Consider the following 15,118-nt stretch of genomic DNA (forward strand, 5'->3'; position numbering starts at 1 on the left):
CTTCGTTGGCAAGCCAGCTTCCACAGGGCCCTGAGAACAGCACCACCCTGTGGGAGCCGGCTTGCCGGCGATGAATCCACCGCCGATTTCCAGGATTGCCCGCATGCTCAGACTCCTCCTCACCCTGCTGCTCCTGCTGCCCCTGGCAACCCAGGCCAGCGAGGGCGAATTCTTCCTCACCGCCAAGCCCGCCGAGCAGGCTCGCCTGCTCGAAGGCTGGGCGGCGCAACCCGAAGCCGCGCGCCTGCCGCTGCTGGAAAACCTGCGCCAGGGCCGCATCGCAGCCGATGACACCCGCAAGGTGCGCCTTAACAACCGCCTGCGCGGCCTGATCGATAACGCCCTGGCCAGCCACCAGTTGCTCAGCGACAACAGCGACACTCGCCTGGCCGCCGCCCAGCAACTGCAAAAAAGTGCACAACCGGCGCAAATGGCATTCCTCGACCGGCGCTTTGCCAGCGAACCCGACACTACCGTGCACGCAGCGCTTGGCCTGGCACTGGCCAACCTGCAACTGGGCGCCAGCGAGCCAGCCGTGCGCCTGGCGGCGGTACGCCTGCTCGGTGAAACCGGCGACCCGCTGGCCCGCACCCGCCTGGAGGCCTTGCTGCAACCCGATGTGGAAACCGACGCAGGCGTGCGCACTGCCGCTGAAACAAGCCTGGCGCAGGTCAAACGCAAGCTGCTGTTCGGTGAGCTGCTCGGCCAGGCTTTCAGCGGCCTGTCGCTGGGTTCGATCCTGCTGCTGGCGGCCCTTGGCCTGGCGATCACCTTCGGGCTGCTGGGCGTGATCAACATGGCCCACGGTGAGATGCTCATGCTCGGTGCTTACAGCACCTACATGGTCCAGGTGCTGCTGCAGCGCTACGCGCCAGGCGCAATCGAGTTCTACCCGCTGATTGCCCTGCCAGTGGCCTTCGCCGTAAGCGCCGGGGTGGGCATGGCCCTGGAGCGCACGGTGATCCGCCACCTCTACGGCCGCCCGCTGGAAACCCTGCTGGCGACCTGGGGCATCAGCCTGATGCTGATCCAGGCCATCCGCCTGCTGTTCGGCGCGCAGAACGTCGAGGTCAGCAACCCGGCCTGGCTGTCTGGTGGCATCCAGCTGTTGCCTAACCTGGTGCTGCCCTACAACCGCCTGGTGATCATTGCCTTCGCCCTGGCGGTGGTACTGCTGACCTGGCTGCTGCTCAACCGCACGCGGCTGGGCCTGAACGTACGTGCGGTCACCCAGAATCGCAACATGGCTGCCTGCTGTGGTGTGTCCACCGGGCGGGTGGACATGCTCGCCTTCGGCCTGGGCTCGGGCATCGCCGGGCTTGGTGGTGTAGCGCTGAGCCAGGTCGGCAACGTCGGCCCGGACCTTGGCCAGAGCTACATCATCGACTCGTTCCTGGTAGTGGTGCTCGGCGGTGTCGGGCAACTGGCCGGTAGCCTCTGGGCCGCCTTCGGCCTAGGGATAGCCAACAAGCTGCTGGAGCCGCAAATCGGCGCGGTGCTTGGCAAGATCCTCATCCTTGCGTTGATCATTCTGTTCATCCAGAAGCGCCCGCAAGGCCTGTTCGCCCTCAAGGGACGGGTAATCGACTGATGAACCAGCCACTGCTTGTCACCGCTTCGCAAAAAGCCGGGCCGCGCCTGTCGCTGGCCATCGGTACTGTCGTCGTCCTGCTGTTGCTGGCCATGGCGCTGCTGTCGTTGCTGCCGCCCGACCATGCCTTGCAGGTCTCGGCCTACACACTCACCCTGGTCGGCAAGATCCTCTGCTACGCCATCGTCGCCCTTGCCCTGGACCTGGTCTGGGGCTACGCAGGGCTGCTGTCGCTCGGCCACGGGCTGTTCTTCGCCCTCGGTGGCTACGCCATGGGCATGTACCTGATGCGCCAGGCCGCCGGTGACGGCCTGCCGGGGTTCATGACATTCCTGTCGTGGAGCGAACTGCCGTGGTACTGGGCCGGTACCCAGCACTTTGCCTGGGCGCTGTGCCTGGTGGTGCTGGCACCGGGCCTGCTGGCACTGGTGTTTGGCTTCTTCGCCTTCCGCTCGCGGATCAAGGGCGTGTATTTCTCGATCATGACCCAGGCCCTGACCTTCGCCGGCATGCTGCTGTTCTTCCGCAACGAGACAGGGTTTGGCGGCAACAACGGTTTCACCAGTTTCCGCACGATTCTGGGCTTCGACATTGCCTCCCAAGGCACCCGCGCCGTGCTGTTCCTGCTGACCGTAGGTTTGCTGCTGGCAAGCCTGTACCTGTGCTGGCGCCTGACCCAGAGCAAGTTCGGCCGCCTGCTCACCGCCGTACGCGATGCAGAAAACCGCATGATGTTCTGTGGCTATGACCCACGGGGCTTCAAGCTGCTGGTGTGGGTACTGAGCGCCGTGCTGTGCGGCCTGGCGGGTGCGCTGTATGTGCCACAGGTGGGCATCATCAACCCCAGCGAGATGTCGCCGACCAACTCCATCGAGGCTGCTGTCTGGGTAGCCTTGGGCGGGCGCGGCACACTGATCGGCCCGCTGCTGGGCGCGGGCCTGGTCAACGGCATGAAAAGCTGGTTCACCGTGGCCTTCCCCGAGTTCTGGCTGTTCTTCCTCGGCGCATTGTTCATCCTCGTCACCCTGTACCTGCCCAAGGGCGTGGTCGGCCTGCTGAAGAAAAGGAGCCAGCCATGAAAGGCGTGCCCCCAGTGCATCCGGAATTCATGCTCGAACCGGTATTCGACAACCTTGGCAGCGGCCGTGACGCCATCGGCCTGGGCAGCCGCCGTGAAGCGGGGCTGGATACCCGTCACGGCACGGTGCTGAGCCTGGAAGGCATCAGCGTCAGCTTCGATGGTTTCAAGGCACTCAATGCCCTGAACCTGTACATCGGTGTGGGGGAGTTGCGCTGCATCATCGGCCCCAACGGTGCCGGCAAGACCACCATGATGGACGTGATTACCGGCAAGACGCGCCCCGACACCGGCAGTGCCTTCTTCGGCGATACCCTGGACCTGACCCGCATGAGCGAATACCAGATCGCCCAGGCCGGCATTGGCCGCAAGTTCCAGAAGCCCACGGTGTTCGAAGCACTGACCGTGTTCGAGAACCTTGAGCTGGCACTGAAAACCGATAAGTCAGTCTGGGCCTGCCTGACGGCACGCTTGAGCGGTGAGCAACAGCAACGCATCGAAGAAGTGCTGACCACCTTGCGCCTGCTACCCCTGGCCCAGCGCCAGGCAGGCCTGCTGTCACATGGGCAGAAACAGTTCCTCGAGATCGGCATGTTGCTGGTACAGGAGCCGCAACTGCTACTGCTCGACGAGCCGGTGGCCGGCATGACCGATGCCGAGACCGAGTTCACCGCTGAGCTGTTCAAAGGCCTGGCCGGCAAGCATTCGCTGATGGTGGTGGAGCACGACATGGGGTTTGTCGGCAGCATTGCCGACCATGTGACCGTGCTGCACCAGGGCAGCGTACTGGCAGAGGGGTCGCTGGAGCAGGTGCAAGCGGATGAGCGGGTGGTCGAGGTTTATCTAGGGCGCTGACGCGCCTCAAGTGGCATGCCTCAAGCCGCAAGCAGTAGCCGTGCGCTCCCTCTTGCCGCTTGAAGCTTGAAGCTTGTAGCTGACAAGAACGAGGAATTGAAAGTGCTTGAAGTCAGTGAATTGCACCAGTACTACGGCGGTAGCCACATCCTGCGCGGCCTGTCCTTCGAAGCCAAGGTCGGTGAAGTCACCTGCCTGCTCGGGCGCAACGGCGTGGGCAAGACCACCCTGCTGCGCTGCCTGATGGGCCTGGTGCCGCCACGCGAAGGCCGCGTCGAATGGGAAGGCCAGCCGATCACCACGCTCAAGCCACAGCAACGGGTACACGCAGGCATCGCCTATGTGCCCCAGGGGCGTGAGATATTCGCGCGGCTCAGCGTCGAGGAAAACCTGCTGATGGGCCTGTCGCGCTTCCCGGCGCGCGAGGCCCGTGAGGTGCCTGCGTTCATCTACGAACTGTTCCCGGTGCTGGAACAGATGAAGCAACGCCGCGGCGGTGACCTGTCCGGCGGCCAGCAGCAACAGCTGGCCATCGGCCGCGCCCTGGCCAGCCGGCCACGCCTGCTGATTCTCGACGAACCCACTGAAGGCATTCAGCCATCGGTCATCAAGGAGATCGGTGCGGTCATCCGCCGCCTGGCAGAGCGTGGCGACATGGCCATCCTGCTGGTGGAGCAGTTCTATGACTTTGCCGAGGAGCTGGCCGACCAGTATCTGGTCATGGCCCGTGGCGAAATCATCCAGCGCGGGCGCGGTGAAAACATGCAGGCCGAAGGTGTGCGTGGGCTGGTAACCATTTAATCTGCAGCCCTAGACCTTGTGAGACGCAGCAATGAGCCACGAAATTCGCGATGCCCTGCCCGCCGACGTGCCGGGCATCCTCGACATTTATAACGACGCGGTGCGCAACACCACGGCGATCTGGAACGATACGCCGGTGGACCTGGGGAACCGAGAGGCCTGGTTCGAGGCCCGGGCACAGCAGGGCTATCCGATTCTGGTGGCAGTGGATCACAGCGGTGTGCTGGGCTATGCGTCTTTTGGCGATTGGCGGCCGTTCGAGGGTTTTCGCAATACCGTGGAGCATTCGGTGTATATCCGTGGCGATCAGCGCGGCAAGGGCCTGGGGCCGCAATTGATGGCAGCACTGATCGCGCGCGCGCGGGGGTGTGGCAAGCATGTGATGGTCGCGGCCATCGAGAGTGGCAATGCCGCGTCGGTACGCCTGCATGAGCGTCTGGGCTTCGTGGTGACCGGGCAGATGCCCCAGGTGGGGGTGAAGTTCGGGCGCTGGCAGGATTTGACTTTCATGCAGCTGGTGCTCGACCCGGGGGCAGAGCCAGCCTGAGTTTTTTGCTGATTGCAGTGGCCCCATCGCCAGCAAGCCGGCGCTGGGGCCACTGCAGTCGACATCACATCTGGGTAAACCTGCCCAGCCGCTGTTTCAGCATGCTGTTCTCACTGCGCAACTGCTGCACTTCCTGCAACAGCTCCAGCGCCAGCGCCACCCCTTCCCACTCCAGTTCCAGCTCCTGGTGCAGCTTTGCCGCACGCCTGGCCAGCAGCGGCGCCTGATCATCGAACAACCATTCCTCCGGCGTTCGCCCCGAAGGTTCAACGATGCCGTGCTCGACGATCTCGACCACGTAGTCGGCCGTGATATCGGCCTCCTGGCAAAGCGTGCGCATGTCCAGTTGAACGATCAGGGTGCTGCTCATGATCACTTACTCCATTGTGTCCTCGGATTGAACGCCGCCTTCTCGGAAAGCTGGGTCCACAATTGGCGGGTAGAGGCGTCGGATGCCGGCGGCATGACTACCTTGAGCTGGGCGTAGAGGTTGCCGCGCTCACCCTGCTTGTTCGCCAGGCCTTTGCCAGGCACACGCAGGCGCTGGCCGCTCTGGCTGTCGGGGCGGATGGTCAGGTTGATCTTGCCGTCCAGGGTCGGCACCGCCACCTTGGTGCCCAATGCGGCCTCCCACGGTGCCAGTGGCACAGTGATGATCAGGTCCTGGCCCTCGACATCGAACAGCGGGTGCGGTGCCATGCGGATGGTCAGGAACAGGTCGCCGTTGGCACCACCAGCGCTGCCCGGTGCACCTTGGCCCTTGAGGCGGATGCGCTCACCGTCGCTCACGCCGGCCGGGATCTTCACATTCAGGGTCTTGGTGGTGAACCCGGTACGCTGGCCGGCGGCGTTGGTCTGCGGCACCTGGAAGCTGATCTGCTTGGACTCCTTGCTCAGGGTTTCCTCAAGGAAGATCGCCAATTCCAGTTCCACATCCTGCCCTCGCCTGCCGGCACTGCGTTGTTGCCGAGCGCCGCCAAAGGGGTTGGGGCCCCGTGCGCCGAAGATCGAGCTGAAGAAGTCGGAGAAATCACCACCCTCGAAACCACCGCCCGCACCGCCACGGTTCTCCCAGCCCGGTGGGGCCTGGAATGGCCGACCATGCTGGCCGCCGTACTTGCGGATCTCGTCGAACTCGGCGCGTTTCTGGGCGTCGCCAAGTACCTCGTAGGCCTCATTGGCCTCCTTGAATTTCTCCTCGGCGTCGCGCTCCTTGCTGACGTCAGGGTGATACTTGCGCGCCAGCTTGCGGTACGCGGCCTTGATCGCCTTCTCGTCCGCCGTGGGCTCTACGCCGAGTATCTTGTAGTAGTCTTTGAAGTCCATCTATGGATCACCAATGTGAATTTTCGTGTTGCATCTGAAGATAAGGGTCAAGCATAGCCTTTCAAGGTGCGCTTGGCTTTGCTTCAAGGCAGACGACCGGTCTTGATTCTCTGGCCAAGTGGCATAAACTGCGCGGCCGTTTTGCCTCCGGAAGCCCTTTTCCCATGTCTGACGTATCCCCGGCCCGTGCCCTTGGCATCGACTTCGGCACCTCCAACTCCACGGTCGGCTGGCACCGCCCCGGGGTCGAGTCGCTGATAGCCCTGGAAGACGGCAAGATCACCCTGCCCTCGGTGGTTTTCTTCAATATCGAAGAGCGCCGCCCTGTGTATGGCCGGCTGGCACTGCACGAGTACCTGGAAGGCTACGAAGGCCGCCTGATGCGCTCGCTCAAGAGCCTGCTGGGCTCCAAGCTGATCAAGCACGACACCAGCGTGCTGGGCAGCGCCTTGCCATTCAAGGACCTGCTGGGCATGTTCATCGGCGAACTGAAAAAGCGTGCCGAAACCGCCGCCGACCGCAGCTTCGATCAGGTGGTACTGGGCCGCCCGGTGTTTTTCGTCGACGAAGACCCGGCTGCCGACCAGGAGGCTGAGGACACCCTGGCCGACGTGGCCCGCAAGATCGGCTTCAAGGACGTGTCGTTCCAGTACGAACCGATTGCCGCCGCGTTCGACTACGAGTCAGGTATCAGCCGTGAAGAGCTGGTACTGATCGTGGATATCGGCGGGGGTACCTCGGACTTTACCCTGATACGCCTGTCACCCGAGCGTCACCAGGTCGCCGAGCGCCAGAGCGACATCCTCGCCACTGGCGGCGTGCACATCGGCGGTACCGACTTCGACAAGCAGTTGAGCCTGCAGGGCGTGATGCCGCTGTTCGGTTACGGCAGCCGGATGAAGAGCGGGGCGCTGATGCCTACCAGCTACCACCTCAACCTGGCCACCTGGCACACCATCAACGCCCTGTACTCGCAGAAGTCGCAACTGGCGTTGGGCAGCATGCGCTATGACATCGAGGACACCCTTGGCATTGACCGTCTGTTCAAGCTGATCGAGCAGCGGGCCGGACACTGGCTGGCGATGGAAGTCGAGGCCAGCAAGATTGAGCTGACCGACCACGAAAGCCGCCGTATCGACCTCGGCCGCGTCGAGCGCGAATTAGGCGTGGACCTGACCCGCACAGTGTTCGAAGGTGCGATCGAAGGGCTGCTGGAGCGAGTGCGTGGCAGCGTCACCGAACTGCTGGCCAAGGCCGGTGTAAGCGAAGGTCAGGTGGACACGGTGTTCTTCACCGGTGGTTCCAGCGGCATTCCGGCGCTGCGCAACAGTGTGGCGGCAATGCTGCCGAATGCGCGGCATGTGGAGGGCAATATCTTCGGCAGCATCGGCAGCGGGCTGGCAATCGAGGCGCGCAAGCGTTACGGGTGAGCTGCGAGCTACAAGCTGCGAGCTACAAGCCGATTGGCGATGGAAGGCCCACCGCGTTCGGCTTTATCTTGCAGCTTGCAGCTCTCAAACCAGCTCAGCCCGCTTCAGCTCGCTCTTCATGTACGCATAGTACACCGGCCCCGCTACCACTCCCGGCAACCCGAACGCCGCCTCGAACACCAGCATCGCCAGCAAAAGCTCCCAGGCCTTGGCACTGATCTGCCCCCCCACGATCCGCGCGTTGAGGAAGTACTCGACCTTGTGGATAACGATCAGATACCCCAGCGCGGCCGCAGCCACCCAGATCGACAGCGACATGCCAACAATCGTGATCAGCGTGTTGGACATCAGGTTGCCGATCACCGGCAACAGCCCGAGCAGGAAGGTCAGCACGATCAGCGTCTTGGTCAGCGGCAGGTGCACACCGAACAGTGGCAGCACCACGGCAAGGAAAATACCGGTGAACACGGTGTTGAGCAGCGAGATCTTGATCTGCGCGAAGACGATGTTGCGAAACGCCTGCACCAGCAGGCTCAGGCGCTCGAACAAGGCGGCTGCCAGCGGTTTGCGCCGGGAAATGTCGGGGATGCGCTGCAGGGCGATGATGGCGCCGAGAATCATGCCGATCAGCAGCGTCACGAACATGTGCGCCATGCCCTTGCCTACCAGTTGCAGGTCGCTGAGGTGGCTCTTGACCCAGTCCCCGATGGCCACCTTGAACTCTGCGGCACTGGCCGGCAGGTAGGCCTCGATGAACGGCGGCAACTGGCCACGGGCACGCTCGAACAGGGCCATGAACTTGTCCAGCGAGGCGCCGGGGTTCTCTGCCTCGTGCAGCAAGAAGCTGAACGCGCCGGCGATCAGCAAGGTCAGAGTACTGACCACCAGGGTACCCAGCAGCGCCACCGCCAGCCAACGTGCGCGTTGCCCGGCAATGATCGGCTGCAGGCGTGGCGTGAGCATGTTGACCAGCTCGAACACCAGCAGCCCGGCCAGCAGGCTGGGTAACAATTTCAGGGGGAGCGCCAGCAGCAGGCCGGCAAATACGATGATCCAGCTGGCCAGGGTGACCTGGCGGGGGGTGAAAGTCATACAGCCTCAACGGCAGACAACGGAAAAGAACCGCAGTCTGCCAGCCTTCGTCCTACAGGCATAGGCGCAGGTCATTTCTTCTTCAGGCAGTCACTCATGTAGGCCTTGCGCTCGTCGCCCTTGAGGGCCTGGGCGCTGGCGTCAGCGTTGCAGATCTTCATCTTTTCCTGCTGGGTGGGCGGTACGCTTTTCTTCAGGCAGTTGCTCATGAAGGCTTTGCGCTCATCGCCCTTGAGCGCCTTGGCAGAAGCGTCGGCATTGCAAGAGGTCATCTTTTCCTGTTGAGCGGTGGCAGCGAATCCCTGCGCACTGAACATAACAGCCAACGCCAGCAATGGCATGTGCAGCATCTTCATGGAGTGGTCTCCTTGTCTCCCGCGCCCGATGCACGGTGTCGCAGGTGAGTGTAGACAACACATTTTACACACCCGTCCGCGCTTGCCGCCGGTACTGCTCCGGCGTGCAATGGGCCTGACGCTGGAACATGGCGATGAATGCCGAGGCGCTGCTGTAGCCCAGGTCGAAGGCGATGGCCTGTATCGGCAAGCCGGCCTCCAGCGCTTCGATAGCCCGCAAAAACCTCAGGCGCAGGCGCCACTCACCAAAGCTAATGCCCAGTTCGCGCAGAAATTGCCGCGCCAGGGTGCGCTCGCTGACATGCACCTGCGCCGCCCAGTCCGCCAGCGGGCGGTTGTCACCAGGTTCGGCGCCGAGGGCATCGAGCACCTGGCGCAGGCCCTCGCTCTGAGCAAAGGGCAGGTAGCAGGTCTGGGTGGGTGCCAGCAGCAACTGATCGAGCAGCACCTGCACCAGACGCTGGTCGCGTTCGTCCTTGGCCACCTTGACGTCCCGGCGGGCGAAGTCGCCGAGGATGGCCTTGAGGATATCGCTGATCACCAGGCTGCACGGCTGCTGCGGTAGGCCGGCGCACAGGCTGCGGTCGAGATAGACCGAGCGGTAAACGATGGCCTGAGGGTTGTAGCAACCATGTTCGGTATCCGGCGGCACCCAGACCGCGTAATGCGGGGGTGACAGAAAACGCTGGCCATTGACATCCAGGTGCATGACGCCATGGGCGGTGTAGTTGAGCTGGCCCCAGGTGTGGCGATGGGGCGGGCTGTGAGTGTCGGCGCCAAATTCGTCGTGGCGCAGGTAGACGGGCGCGGGAAGCTGGTCGAACTGGGGGATATCGAGGTATTTGCGGCGCATGCTGTCTGCTTCAAGGGGCAGGTTGTCTGGATAGGAGTATAGGCTTGCTGACAGACAAACGATAATACGGGGCCATCATACAACCTCTGTGAAAGCGGGCACGCTCCCACGGAGGCTTATGAGCATCCAAGAGCCTTTGCGTCATGAATTATCTGTACCCCCTCACCGCCATCCTCATTTGGGCCGGCAACACTGTAGTCACCAAGCTGTCCGCAGGTGCCATTCACCCTGCCGAGATCGGCTTCTACCGCTGGCTGCTCGCAGGGCTGCTGTTCACCCCGTTCCTGCTGCCGGCCGTGTGGCGCAACCGCCCGGCCATCCGTCCGCACCTGCCCAGAATCTTCGTCCTTGGCGTGCTCGGGATGGCCCTGTACCAAAGCCTCGCCTACTTCGCGGCCAGCATCACCAGCGCTACTAACATGGGCATCATTCTCTCGCTGATGCCCTTGATGTCGCTGGCCCTGTCCATCGCATGGCTCGGCCAGCGGCTGAGCTACGGTGCCCTGACGGGCGCGGCGGTGTCCTTCATCGGTGTGCTGGAAGTCGTCTCCGCCGGCCATCCCGGTATCCTGCTGGAGCAAGGCCTGAACCGCGGTGACCTGCTGATGCTGGTGGCCACCCTGGCCTACGCGCTGTACAGCTTCCTGCTGAAGAAATGGCAGCTGCGCCTGCCGCCCTTGCAGCTGCTGTACCTGCAGGTGCTGGTGGCAATCATTGTCTTGCTGCCACTGTTCCTGCTTTCGGACAAGACCGGCCTGAACGTGCATAACGTGGGCCTGGTGCTGTACGCCTGTGTGCTGGCCTCGATGGTCGCGCCGCTGGTGTGGATGCAGGCCGTGCACCGCCTGGGGCCAAGCCGCACCACGCTGTTCTTCAACCTGCTGCCGCTGGTGACCGCGCTGATCGCAGCCGCAGTGCTCGACGAGCAACTGGCCAGCTACCACCTGATCGGCGGCTTGCTGACCCTGGCCGGGGTGGTCCTCGCCGAACGCTGGACCACCCCCGTGCGCCGCAGCGCTACAGCCCCGCAGCCTTGAGGCGGGCGGCGTGCTCGGTGAACAGCCGCACCGGCTCGGCGCCCTTGCCCACGGCGCCGAGCGACTGGTTGACGATGTCCAGGTGATCGAGCGGGTAGTCATCACCGATCACCTGCCCCAAGTGTGAACTGAAGCGCCCGACCATACCGTCACACTGGCCCTTTTCCTTGACGAAACTGCGGGCGAACAGGCGGCAGAAGCGGTTGCTGCCGTCAAAGCGGTTACGCCCCTGGTCGGTGATACCCGGCTGCAAGGTGCCTGACCACGAATAGTAACGCACGCCGTTGACCTCTCCCGCGCCCTCACCGCCCCAGGTGTCGGGCAGGCCCTGTGGATAAGCCTGGTTGAACAGCGCTACGCCGGCGCTGGTCAGCGATTGGTGCGAGGCATGCACGTCGATAGGCAATGAGTCGCGGCGCCAGCCGGTTTCCAACCACCCCAGCAGCACCGCCAGGCCATGCAAAACAGCCCTGAGGATGCGCCCTTGGGGTGAATCGCCCGGCGCTGTGCGAGCCAAGTGGTCGGCCAGTTCCGAGCCGTGGTTAGGCCCGGCCACCGAAGTCACTGATGCCACCCGGTCAGGCCGCTTGGCTGCGGCATAACGCGCGCTCAGGGCGCCTTGGCTATGGCCGATCAGGTTGACCTTGTCAGCGCCGGTACGCTGGCAGATGTCTTCGATGATTGCCAGCAACTGCTCACCGCGCACTTCGCTGGAGTGCAAGGGCGATACCTGCACGGGGAACACCTGCGCCCCGCCCTTGCGCAAGGCCGGCACGATGCCGAACCAATAGGGATAGAGCAATGCCCTGACAAAGCCGAGCATGCCCGGTACCAGCACCAACGGGTAGCGCGTAGCCAATTCCTGCTGCATGGGCCCAGCCCCTTTTGCGTGGACGTTCGACCAACACTACAGCGGCATGAAATACCATCGCAATCGAACTCCTGACGCGCCGCGCGGTTCCAAACCAGAACAGACCCTTGAGCAAGGAGCGGGACCATGTACAAACAGACCCTGGCAATCCTTCTGGCAAGCGCGATCCTGGCCGCCTGTGGCAGCCGCCCGGAAAACCCGGTGGACTACGTCACCTACCGCGACGAGCCGCTGGTCAAGCAAGTCGAAAACGGCATGACCATGCAGAAAGTCATCGCCATCGGCGGCAGCCCATCGAATGCGACCGACCTGCCGCACGGAGGCACTTGCAACGACTACATCCTCAACCGCGATGGCCATCAGCAGCCTTACTACGTGCGCTTCGATGCCACCGGCCATGTCGATGCCAAGGGCTTCAAGACGTGCAAACAACGAGAAGAGGACAGCGAAGCCGTACACGGCGCGTGAGCCTGCGCAACACCTTGACCACCCGTCCTGATTTGTCTGGAGATAACCATGAGCAACGTTGAACTGACCGATGTGCAAACCCTGCGCAAGCGTGCCCGTGAGCACGTCGAGCAAGGTGCGGTGACCGAGGGTTACCACGCCGACCGCCAGGAAATCCTGCGCCTGCTCAATGAGTCGCTGGCCACCGAGCTTGTCTGCGTACTGCGCTACAAGCGTCATTACTTCATGGCCAGCGGGATCAAGGCGAGCGTGGCTGCCGAGGAGTTTCTCGAGCATGCTAACCAGGAAGCCGAACACGCCGACAAGCTTGCCGAGCGCATCGTGCAACTGGGTGGCGAGCCGGACTTCAACCCGGACAACCTGACCAAGAATTCCCATGCCCAGTACGTAGCAGGCAACTCGTTGAAGGAGATGGTGCTGGAGGACTTGGTGGCCGAACGCATCGCGATCGACAGCTACCGCGAGATCATTCAGTACATTGGTGACAAGGATCCGACTACGCGTCGCATCTTCGAGGACATCCTGGCTCAGGAAGAAGAACACGCAGACGACATGTCCGATCTGCTGCAAGGCTTGTAATCGCCAGGGGCCGCTTTGCGGCCCCGGTTCACTTAACCCTTGCCTTTCACCTCAGCCGGCGCCTTGCCGGCTTTCATCTGCTGCAACAACGGGGTGCACTGGTTGGGCTCATCGCCACTGCTCGGCGCCACCAGCGCCAGCAGCCCCGCCGCAGGCCCTGCAACTACCCCCAGTGCCACCATGCCCACGCCGCGCAATGCCAGCGGCACCGCCTGCACGCCCGCACCGGGCTTGGCGAACGGCCCGCGGACATACAGCGGCGAACGCAGCGAGAACAGCCGCAAGCCTTTCGATTCAGGAGTGATCTCAAGGTCCAGCTGCTCGCTGGCGAAGTTGGCCGTGCCGTTGACGTAGATGATCGCGTTCTCGGTATCGAATATGAACAGGCGCGTGCTCGCCAGCCCGTCCTTGATACCAACATCAGCTGCTGCGCAGTTGATCTGCACATCCTCATCGCCAAACAGCTTGCCGATCACGTAGTTGCCCACGTTCAACCCGGCAATCTCCATCAGGCTGCGACTGATCGCACCATCGTTGATCAGCATGCGCAGGTCACCATTGGCCGTGCCCAGCAGGGCTGCCACCGAGTTGCCGCGGCCGCTGATATCGGCATCGCCGTTGAGCTCACCGAAGCTGGTCTGCATCGGCGCAAAGGTGGGGAACAGCTGCTTGAGCTTGAAGCCACGCGCGGTCAGCCGGGCACGCCCCTGCAACGGTACGCTGCGGCCATCCAGGCGAATCCTGGAGGCCAGGTTGCCACCGGCCACCCCAAAGCGCAGCGGTTCCAGGCGCAGCAGGCCGTCATCGAGAATTACATGGGCAGAGAGGTCTTTGAACGGCAATTGCTCACTGTGGACGATTCGTTTGCCGGCAAACTCGACGTCGGCGTCCATGGTGCGCCAGCGATCAGTGCGGAACTCCTCCACCGGCAGCACCTTGCCGGCAGGCTGCTTGCTGGCGCCCCCGCGGGCTTTCTGCTCGGCGTTGGAGTCGGCACCGATCAGCGGTGCCAAGTCTTTGAACAACAACTGGTTGGAGACCAGCTTGCCAGATAGCTTAGGCCGCGGCTGGCTGGCGACGAACGCCAGGTCGCCGTGGATGTCACTATTGCCGATCTTGCCGTTGAATCCTTCGTAGTTGAACGTCGCACCTTCGGCCGCCTGCAGGTTGGCCTTCAGGTGACCATCGGTTTCGTAGGCTGGTGTGTCTGGCAGGGTCACCCCCGTCAGCGGATAAAGGTTACCCAAACTGGCGCCTGACAAGCGCAGGCGAAGATCCAGCGCCCCCAGGTTGCGTGGGTCGGTCAGGGTGCCTGCAAGCACTACGTGGGTATCGGCAACGCGCACGTCGGCCTGCAACGGAAATGGCTGGCTGGCGTCCTGCAGCGCCAGCAGGCCACCAATCTTGCCAGTACCGGAGACTGGCTGCCCCTTGTAACGGCCCTGGGCCTTGAGCCCGAAGGCATAGTCCTGAGCGCCGCCGGCCTTGTCGGCACTTGCCTTACCCACGATCTCGCTGAACGGTATGGGTTTGCCCAGCGGATCTATCTGTACCTTCATGCTGGTTTTCAGGGTCTGGTCGTCGAAGCTGACATTACCTTGGTCAAAACCGATGGCACCGATATCCAGCTGCCACTTGGAGGGCTGCGCATTCTCATCCTTGGGGCCGAAGTCGAAGGTCCAGTTGGCGCGGCCATCGGCCAGGCGAGTAAGGCTGGCGGTGGGTTTGACCAGGTCGATGCGCGGGATGACGATCTGCTGGAATACCAGCGGCAGCGGCGCCAGTCGAAATTCCACACGCTCCAGGCCGACCATCTTCGGCTCCTTCAGCCACTCGGGATTGCCTAGGGCCAGGTCCTCGGCAATGAAGTGCGGCCACGGTACCCAGGCGCGCCACCCGCCTTCTTCCGGCTCAGTGCGCCAGTGCACCGCCAGGTTACCGTTGATCGCGAACGGCCGGTGCAACGCTTCGGAGACTTTCTCGTTAAGCAATGGCTTGACCCGGTTCCAGTCGAAGGTGGCGATCACAACCACCAGTATCGCCAGCAAGGTCAGCAGGCTGGTAAGGGTCCAGACGAGGATTCTGGCGGGACGCGTCATTGCGTTATTCTCCTGACGGCTTGGGGCAAAACGGGCGCAACGATCGCACTCAATATCTCCGACTGATGAAAGCCCCCAGGGTTTTATCCATGAAGCCCATGACGGTGAAGTTTTCTTGCCTACCTGCTCAGCTTT

16 protein-coding genes are annotated in these 15,118 nt (G+C 62.9%); 9 read left to right on the top strand and 7 right to left on the bottom strand.

Annotated features, from left to right (window positions below):
• The first annotated feature begins 70 nt into the window (after window positions 1-70).
• The 5 genes from urtB to ACMGF5_RS05875 all read left to right on the top strand — a co-directional run bounded on the left by urtB (window position 71) and on the right by ACMGF5_RS05875 (window position 4,872).
• Entirely contained in the window at window positions 71-1,591 is a 1,521-nt protein-coding gene (gene urtB / locus ACMGF5_RS05855) for an urea ABC transporter permease subunit UrtB (RefSeq protein WP_404602291.1), read from the top strand.
• A complete protein-coding gene (gene urtC, locus ACMGF5_RS05860; RefSeq protein WP_115273785.1) occupies window positions 1,591-2,670 on the top strand; it encodes an urea ABC transporter permease subunit UrtC in 1,080 nt (359 codons plus the stop codon). Before urtB ends, urtC begins: the two co-directional genes overlap by 1 nt.
• On the top strand, window positions 2,667-3,524 hold the full coding sequence (gene urtD, locus ACMGF5_RS05865; RefSeq protein WP_069974045.1) for an urea ABC transporter ATP-binding protein UrtD: 858 nt from the start codon (window positions 2,667-2,669) through the stop codon (window positions 3,522-3,524). Before urtC ends, urtD begins: the two co-directional genes overlap by 4 nt.
• A 102-nt stretch (window positions 3,525-3,626) precedes the next feature.
• Window positions 3,627-4,325, top strand: coding sequence for an urea ABC transporter ATP-binding subunit UrtE (gene urtE / locus ACMGF5_RS05870; RefSeq protein ID WP_012316436.1), 699 nt, complete (start codon window positions 3,627-3,629; stop codon window positions 4,323-4,325).
• Window positions 4,326-4,356: 31 nt separating this feature from the next.
• Entirely contained in the window at window positions 4,357-4,872 is a 516-nt protein-coding gene (locus ACMGF5_RS05875) for a GNAT family N-acetyltransferase (protein ID WP_046787826.1), read from the top strand.
• Between the two features lie 64 nt (window positions 4,873-4,936).
• Here ACMGF5_RS05875 and ACMGF5_RS05880 read toward each other — a convergent pair whose 3' ends face one another.
• Both ACMGF5_RS05880 and cbpA read right to left on the bottom strand, forming a co-directional pair.
• The gene (locus tag ACMGF5_RS05880; protein ID WP_012316438.1) at window positions 4,937-5,242 is read right to left on the bottom strand and encodes a chaperone modulator CbpM; all 306 of its coding nucleotides are present in this window, start codon (window positions 5,240-5,242) and stop codon (window positions 4,937-4,939) included.
• 2 nt (window positions 5,243-5,244) lie between these two features.
• Window positions 5,245-6,198: a curved DNA-binding protein gene (cbpA, locus tag ACMGF5_RS05885; protein WP_046787825.1), complete on the bottom strand. Its 954-nt coding sequence runs from the start codon at window positions 6,196-6,198 to the stop codon at window positions 5,245-5,247.
• Window positions 6,199-6,362: 164 nt separating this feature from the next.
• On the opposite strand from cbpA, the gene ACMGF5_RS05890 reads away from it, so the two are divergent.
• Window positions 6,363-7,628: an Hsp70 family protein gene (locus tag ACMGF5_RS05890; protein ID WP_039602723.1), complete on the top strand. Its 1,266-nt coding sequence runs from the start codon at window positions 6,363-6,365 to the stop codon at window positions 7,626-7,628.
• Window positions 7,629-7,712: 84 nt separating this feature from the next.
• On the opposite strand, the gene ACMGF5_RS05895 is transcribed toward ACMGF5_RS05890, so the two are convergent.
• The 3 genes from ACMGF5_RS05895 to ACMGF5_RS05905 all read right to left on the bottom strand — a co-directional run bounded on the left by ACMGF5_RS05895 (window position 7,713) and on the right by ACMGF5_RS05905 (window position 9,929).
• Window positions 7,713-8,720: an AI-2E family transporter gene (locus tag ACMGF5_RS05895; RefSeq protein WP_046787823.1), complete on the bottom strand. Its 1,008-nt coding sequence runs from the start codon at window positions 8,718-8,720 to the stop codon at window positions 7,713-7,715.
• 71 nt (window positions 8,721-8,791) lie between these two features.
• Window positions 8,792-9,076: a PsiF family protein gene (locus tag ACMGF5_RS05900; protein WP_012316442.1), complete on the bottom strand. Its 285-nt coding sequence runs from the start codon at window positions 9,074-9,076 to the stop codon at window positions 8,792-8,794.
• 64 nt (window positions 9,077-9,140) lie between these two features.
• Window positions 9,141-9,929, bottom strand: a complete 789-nt coding sequence (locus tag ACMGF5_RS05905) for an AraC family transcriptional regulator (protein ID WP_119687835.1) — start codon at window positions 9,927-9,929, stop codon at window positions 9,141-9,143.
• A 143-nt stretch (window positions 9,930-10,072) separates the two neighbouring features.
• On the opposite strand from ACMGF5_RS05905, the gene ACMGF5_RS05910 reads away from it, so the two are divergent.
• Complete coding sequence (locus tag ACMGF5_RS05910; RefSeq protein WP_414157645.1) at window positions 10,073-10,966, top strand: DMT family transporter; 894 nt, start codon at window positions 10,073-10,075, stop codon at window positions 10,964-10,966.
• On the opposite strand, the gene ACMGF5_RS05915 is transcribed toward ACMGF5_RS05910, so the two are convergent.
• Window positions 10,947-11,837: an esterase/lipase family protein gene (locus tag ACMGF5_RS05915; RefSeq protein ID WP_251962418.1), complete on the bottom strand. Its 891-nt coding sequence runs from the start codon at window positions 11,835-11,837 to the stop codon at window positions 10,947-10,949. The two genes, ACMGF5_RS05910 and ACMGF5_RS05915, sit on opposite strands and share 20 nt — an antisense overlap.
• A gap of 126 nt (window positions 11,838-11,963) precedes the next feature.
• On the opposite strand from ACMGF5_RS05915, the gene osmE reads away from it, so the two are divergent.
• Together osmE and ACMGF5_RS05925 are read left to right on the top strand one after the other, a co-directional pair.
• Window positions 11,964-12,305 (top strand): osmotically-inducible lipoprotein OsmE, encoded by a 342-nt coding sequence (gene osmE, locus ACMGF5_RS05920; RefSeq protein ID WP_414157646.1) that lies wholly within the window; start codon window positions 11,964-11,966, stop codon window positions 12,303-12,305.
• A 48-nt stretch (window positions 12,306-12,353) separates the two neighbouring features.
• On the top strand, window positions 12,354-12,884 hold the full coding sequence (locus ACMGF5_RS05925) for a ferritin-like domain-containing protein (RefSeq protein ID WP_012316447.1): 531 nt from the start codon (window positions 12,354-12,356) through the stop codon (window positions 12,882-12,884).
• Between the two features lie 32 nt (window positions 12,885-12,916).
• On the opposite strand, the gene ACMGF5_RS05930 is transcribed toward ACMGF5_RS05925, so the two are convergent.
• Window positions 12,917-14,983, bottom strand: a complete 2,067-nt coding sequence (locus ACMGF5_RS05930) for an AsmA family protein (RefSeq protein WP_414157647.1) — start codon at window positions 14,981-14,983, stop codon at window positions 12,917-12,919.
• Window positions 14,984-15,118: the final 135 nt, after the last annotated feature.

The organism is Pseudomonas sp. BNK-15, from assembly GCF_047456105.1.
GTDB lineage: Bacteria > Pseudomonadota > Gammaproteobacteria > Pseudomonadales > Pseudomonadaceae > Aquipseudomonas > Aquipseudomonas putida_E.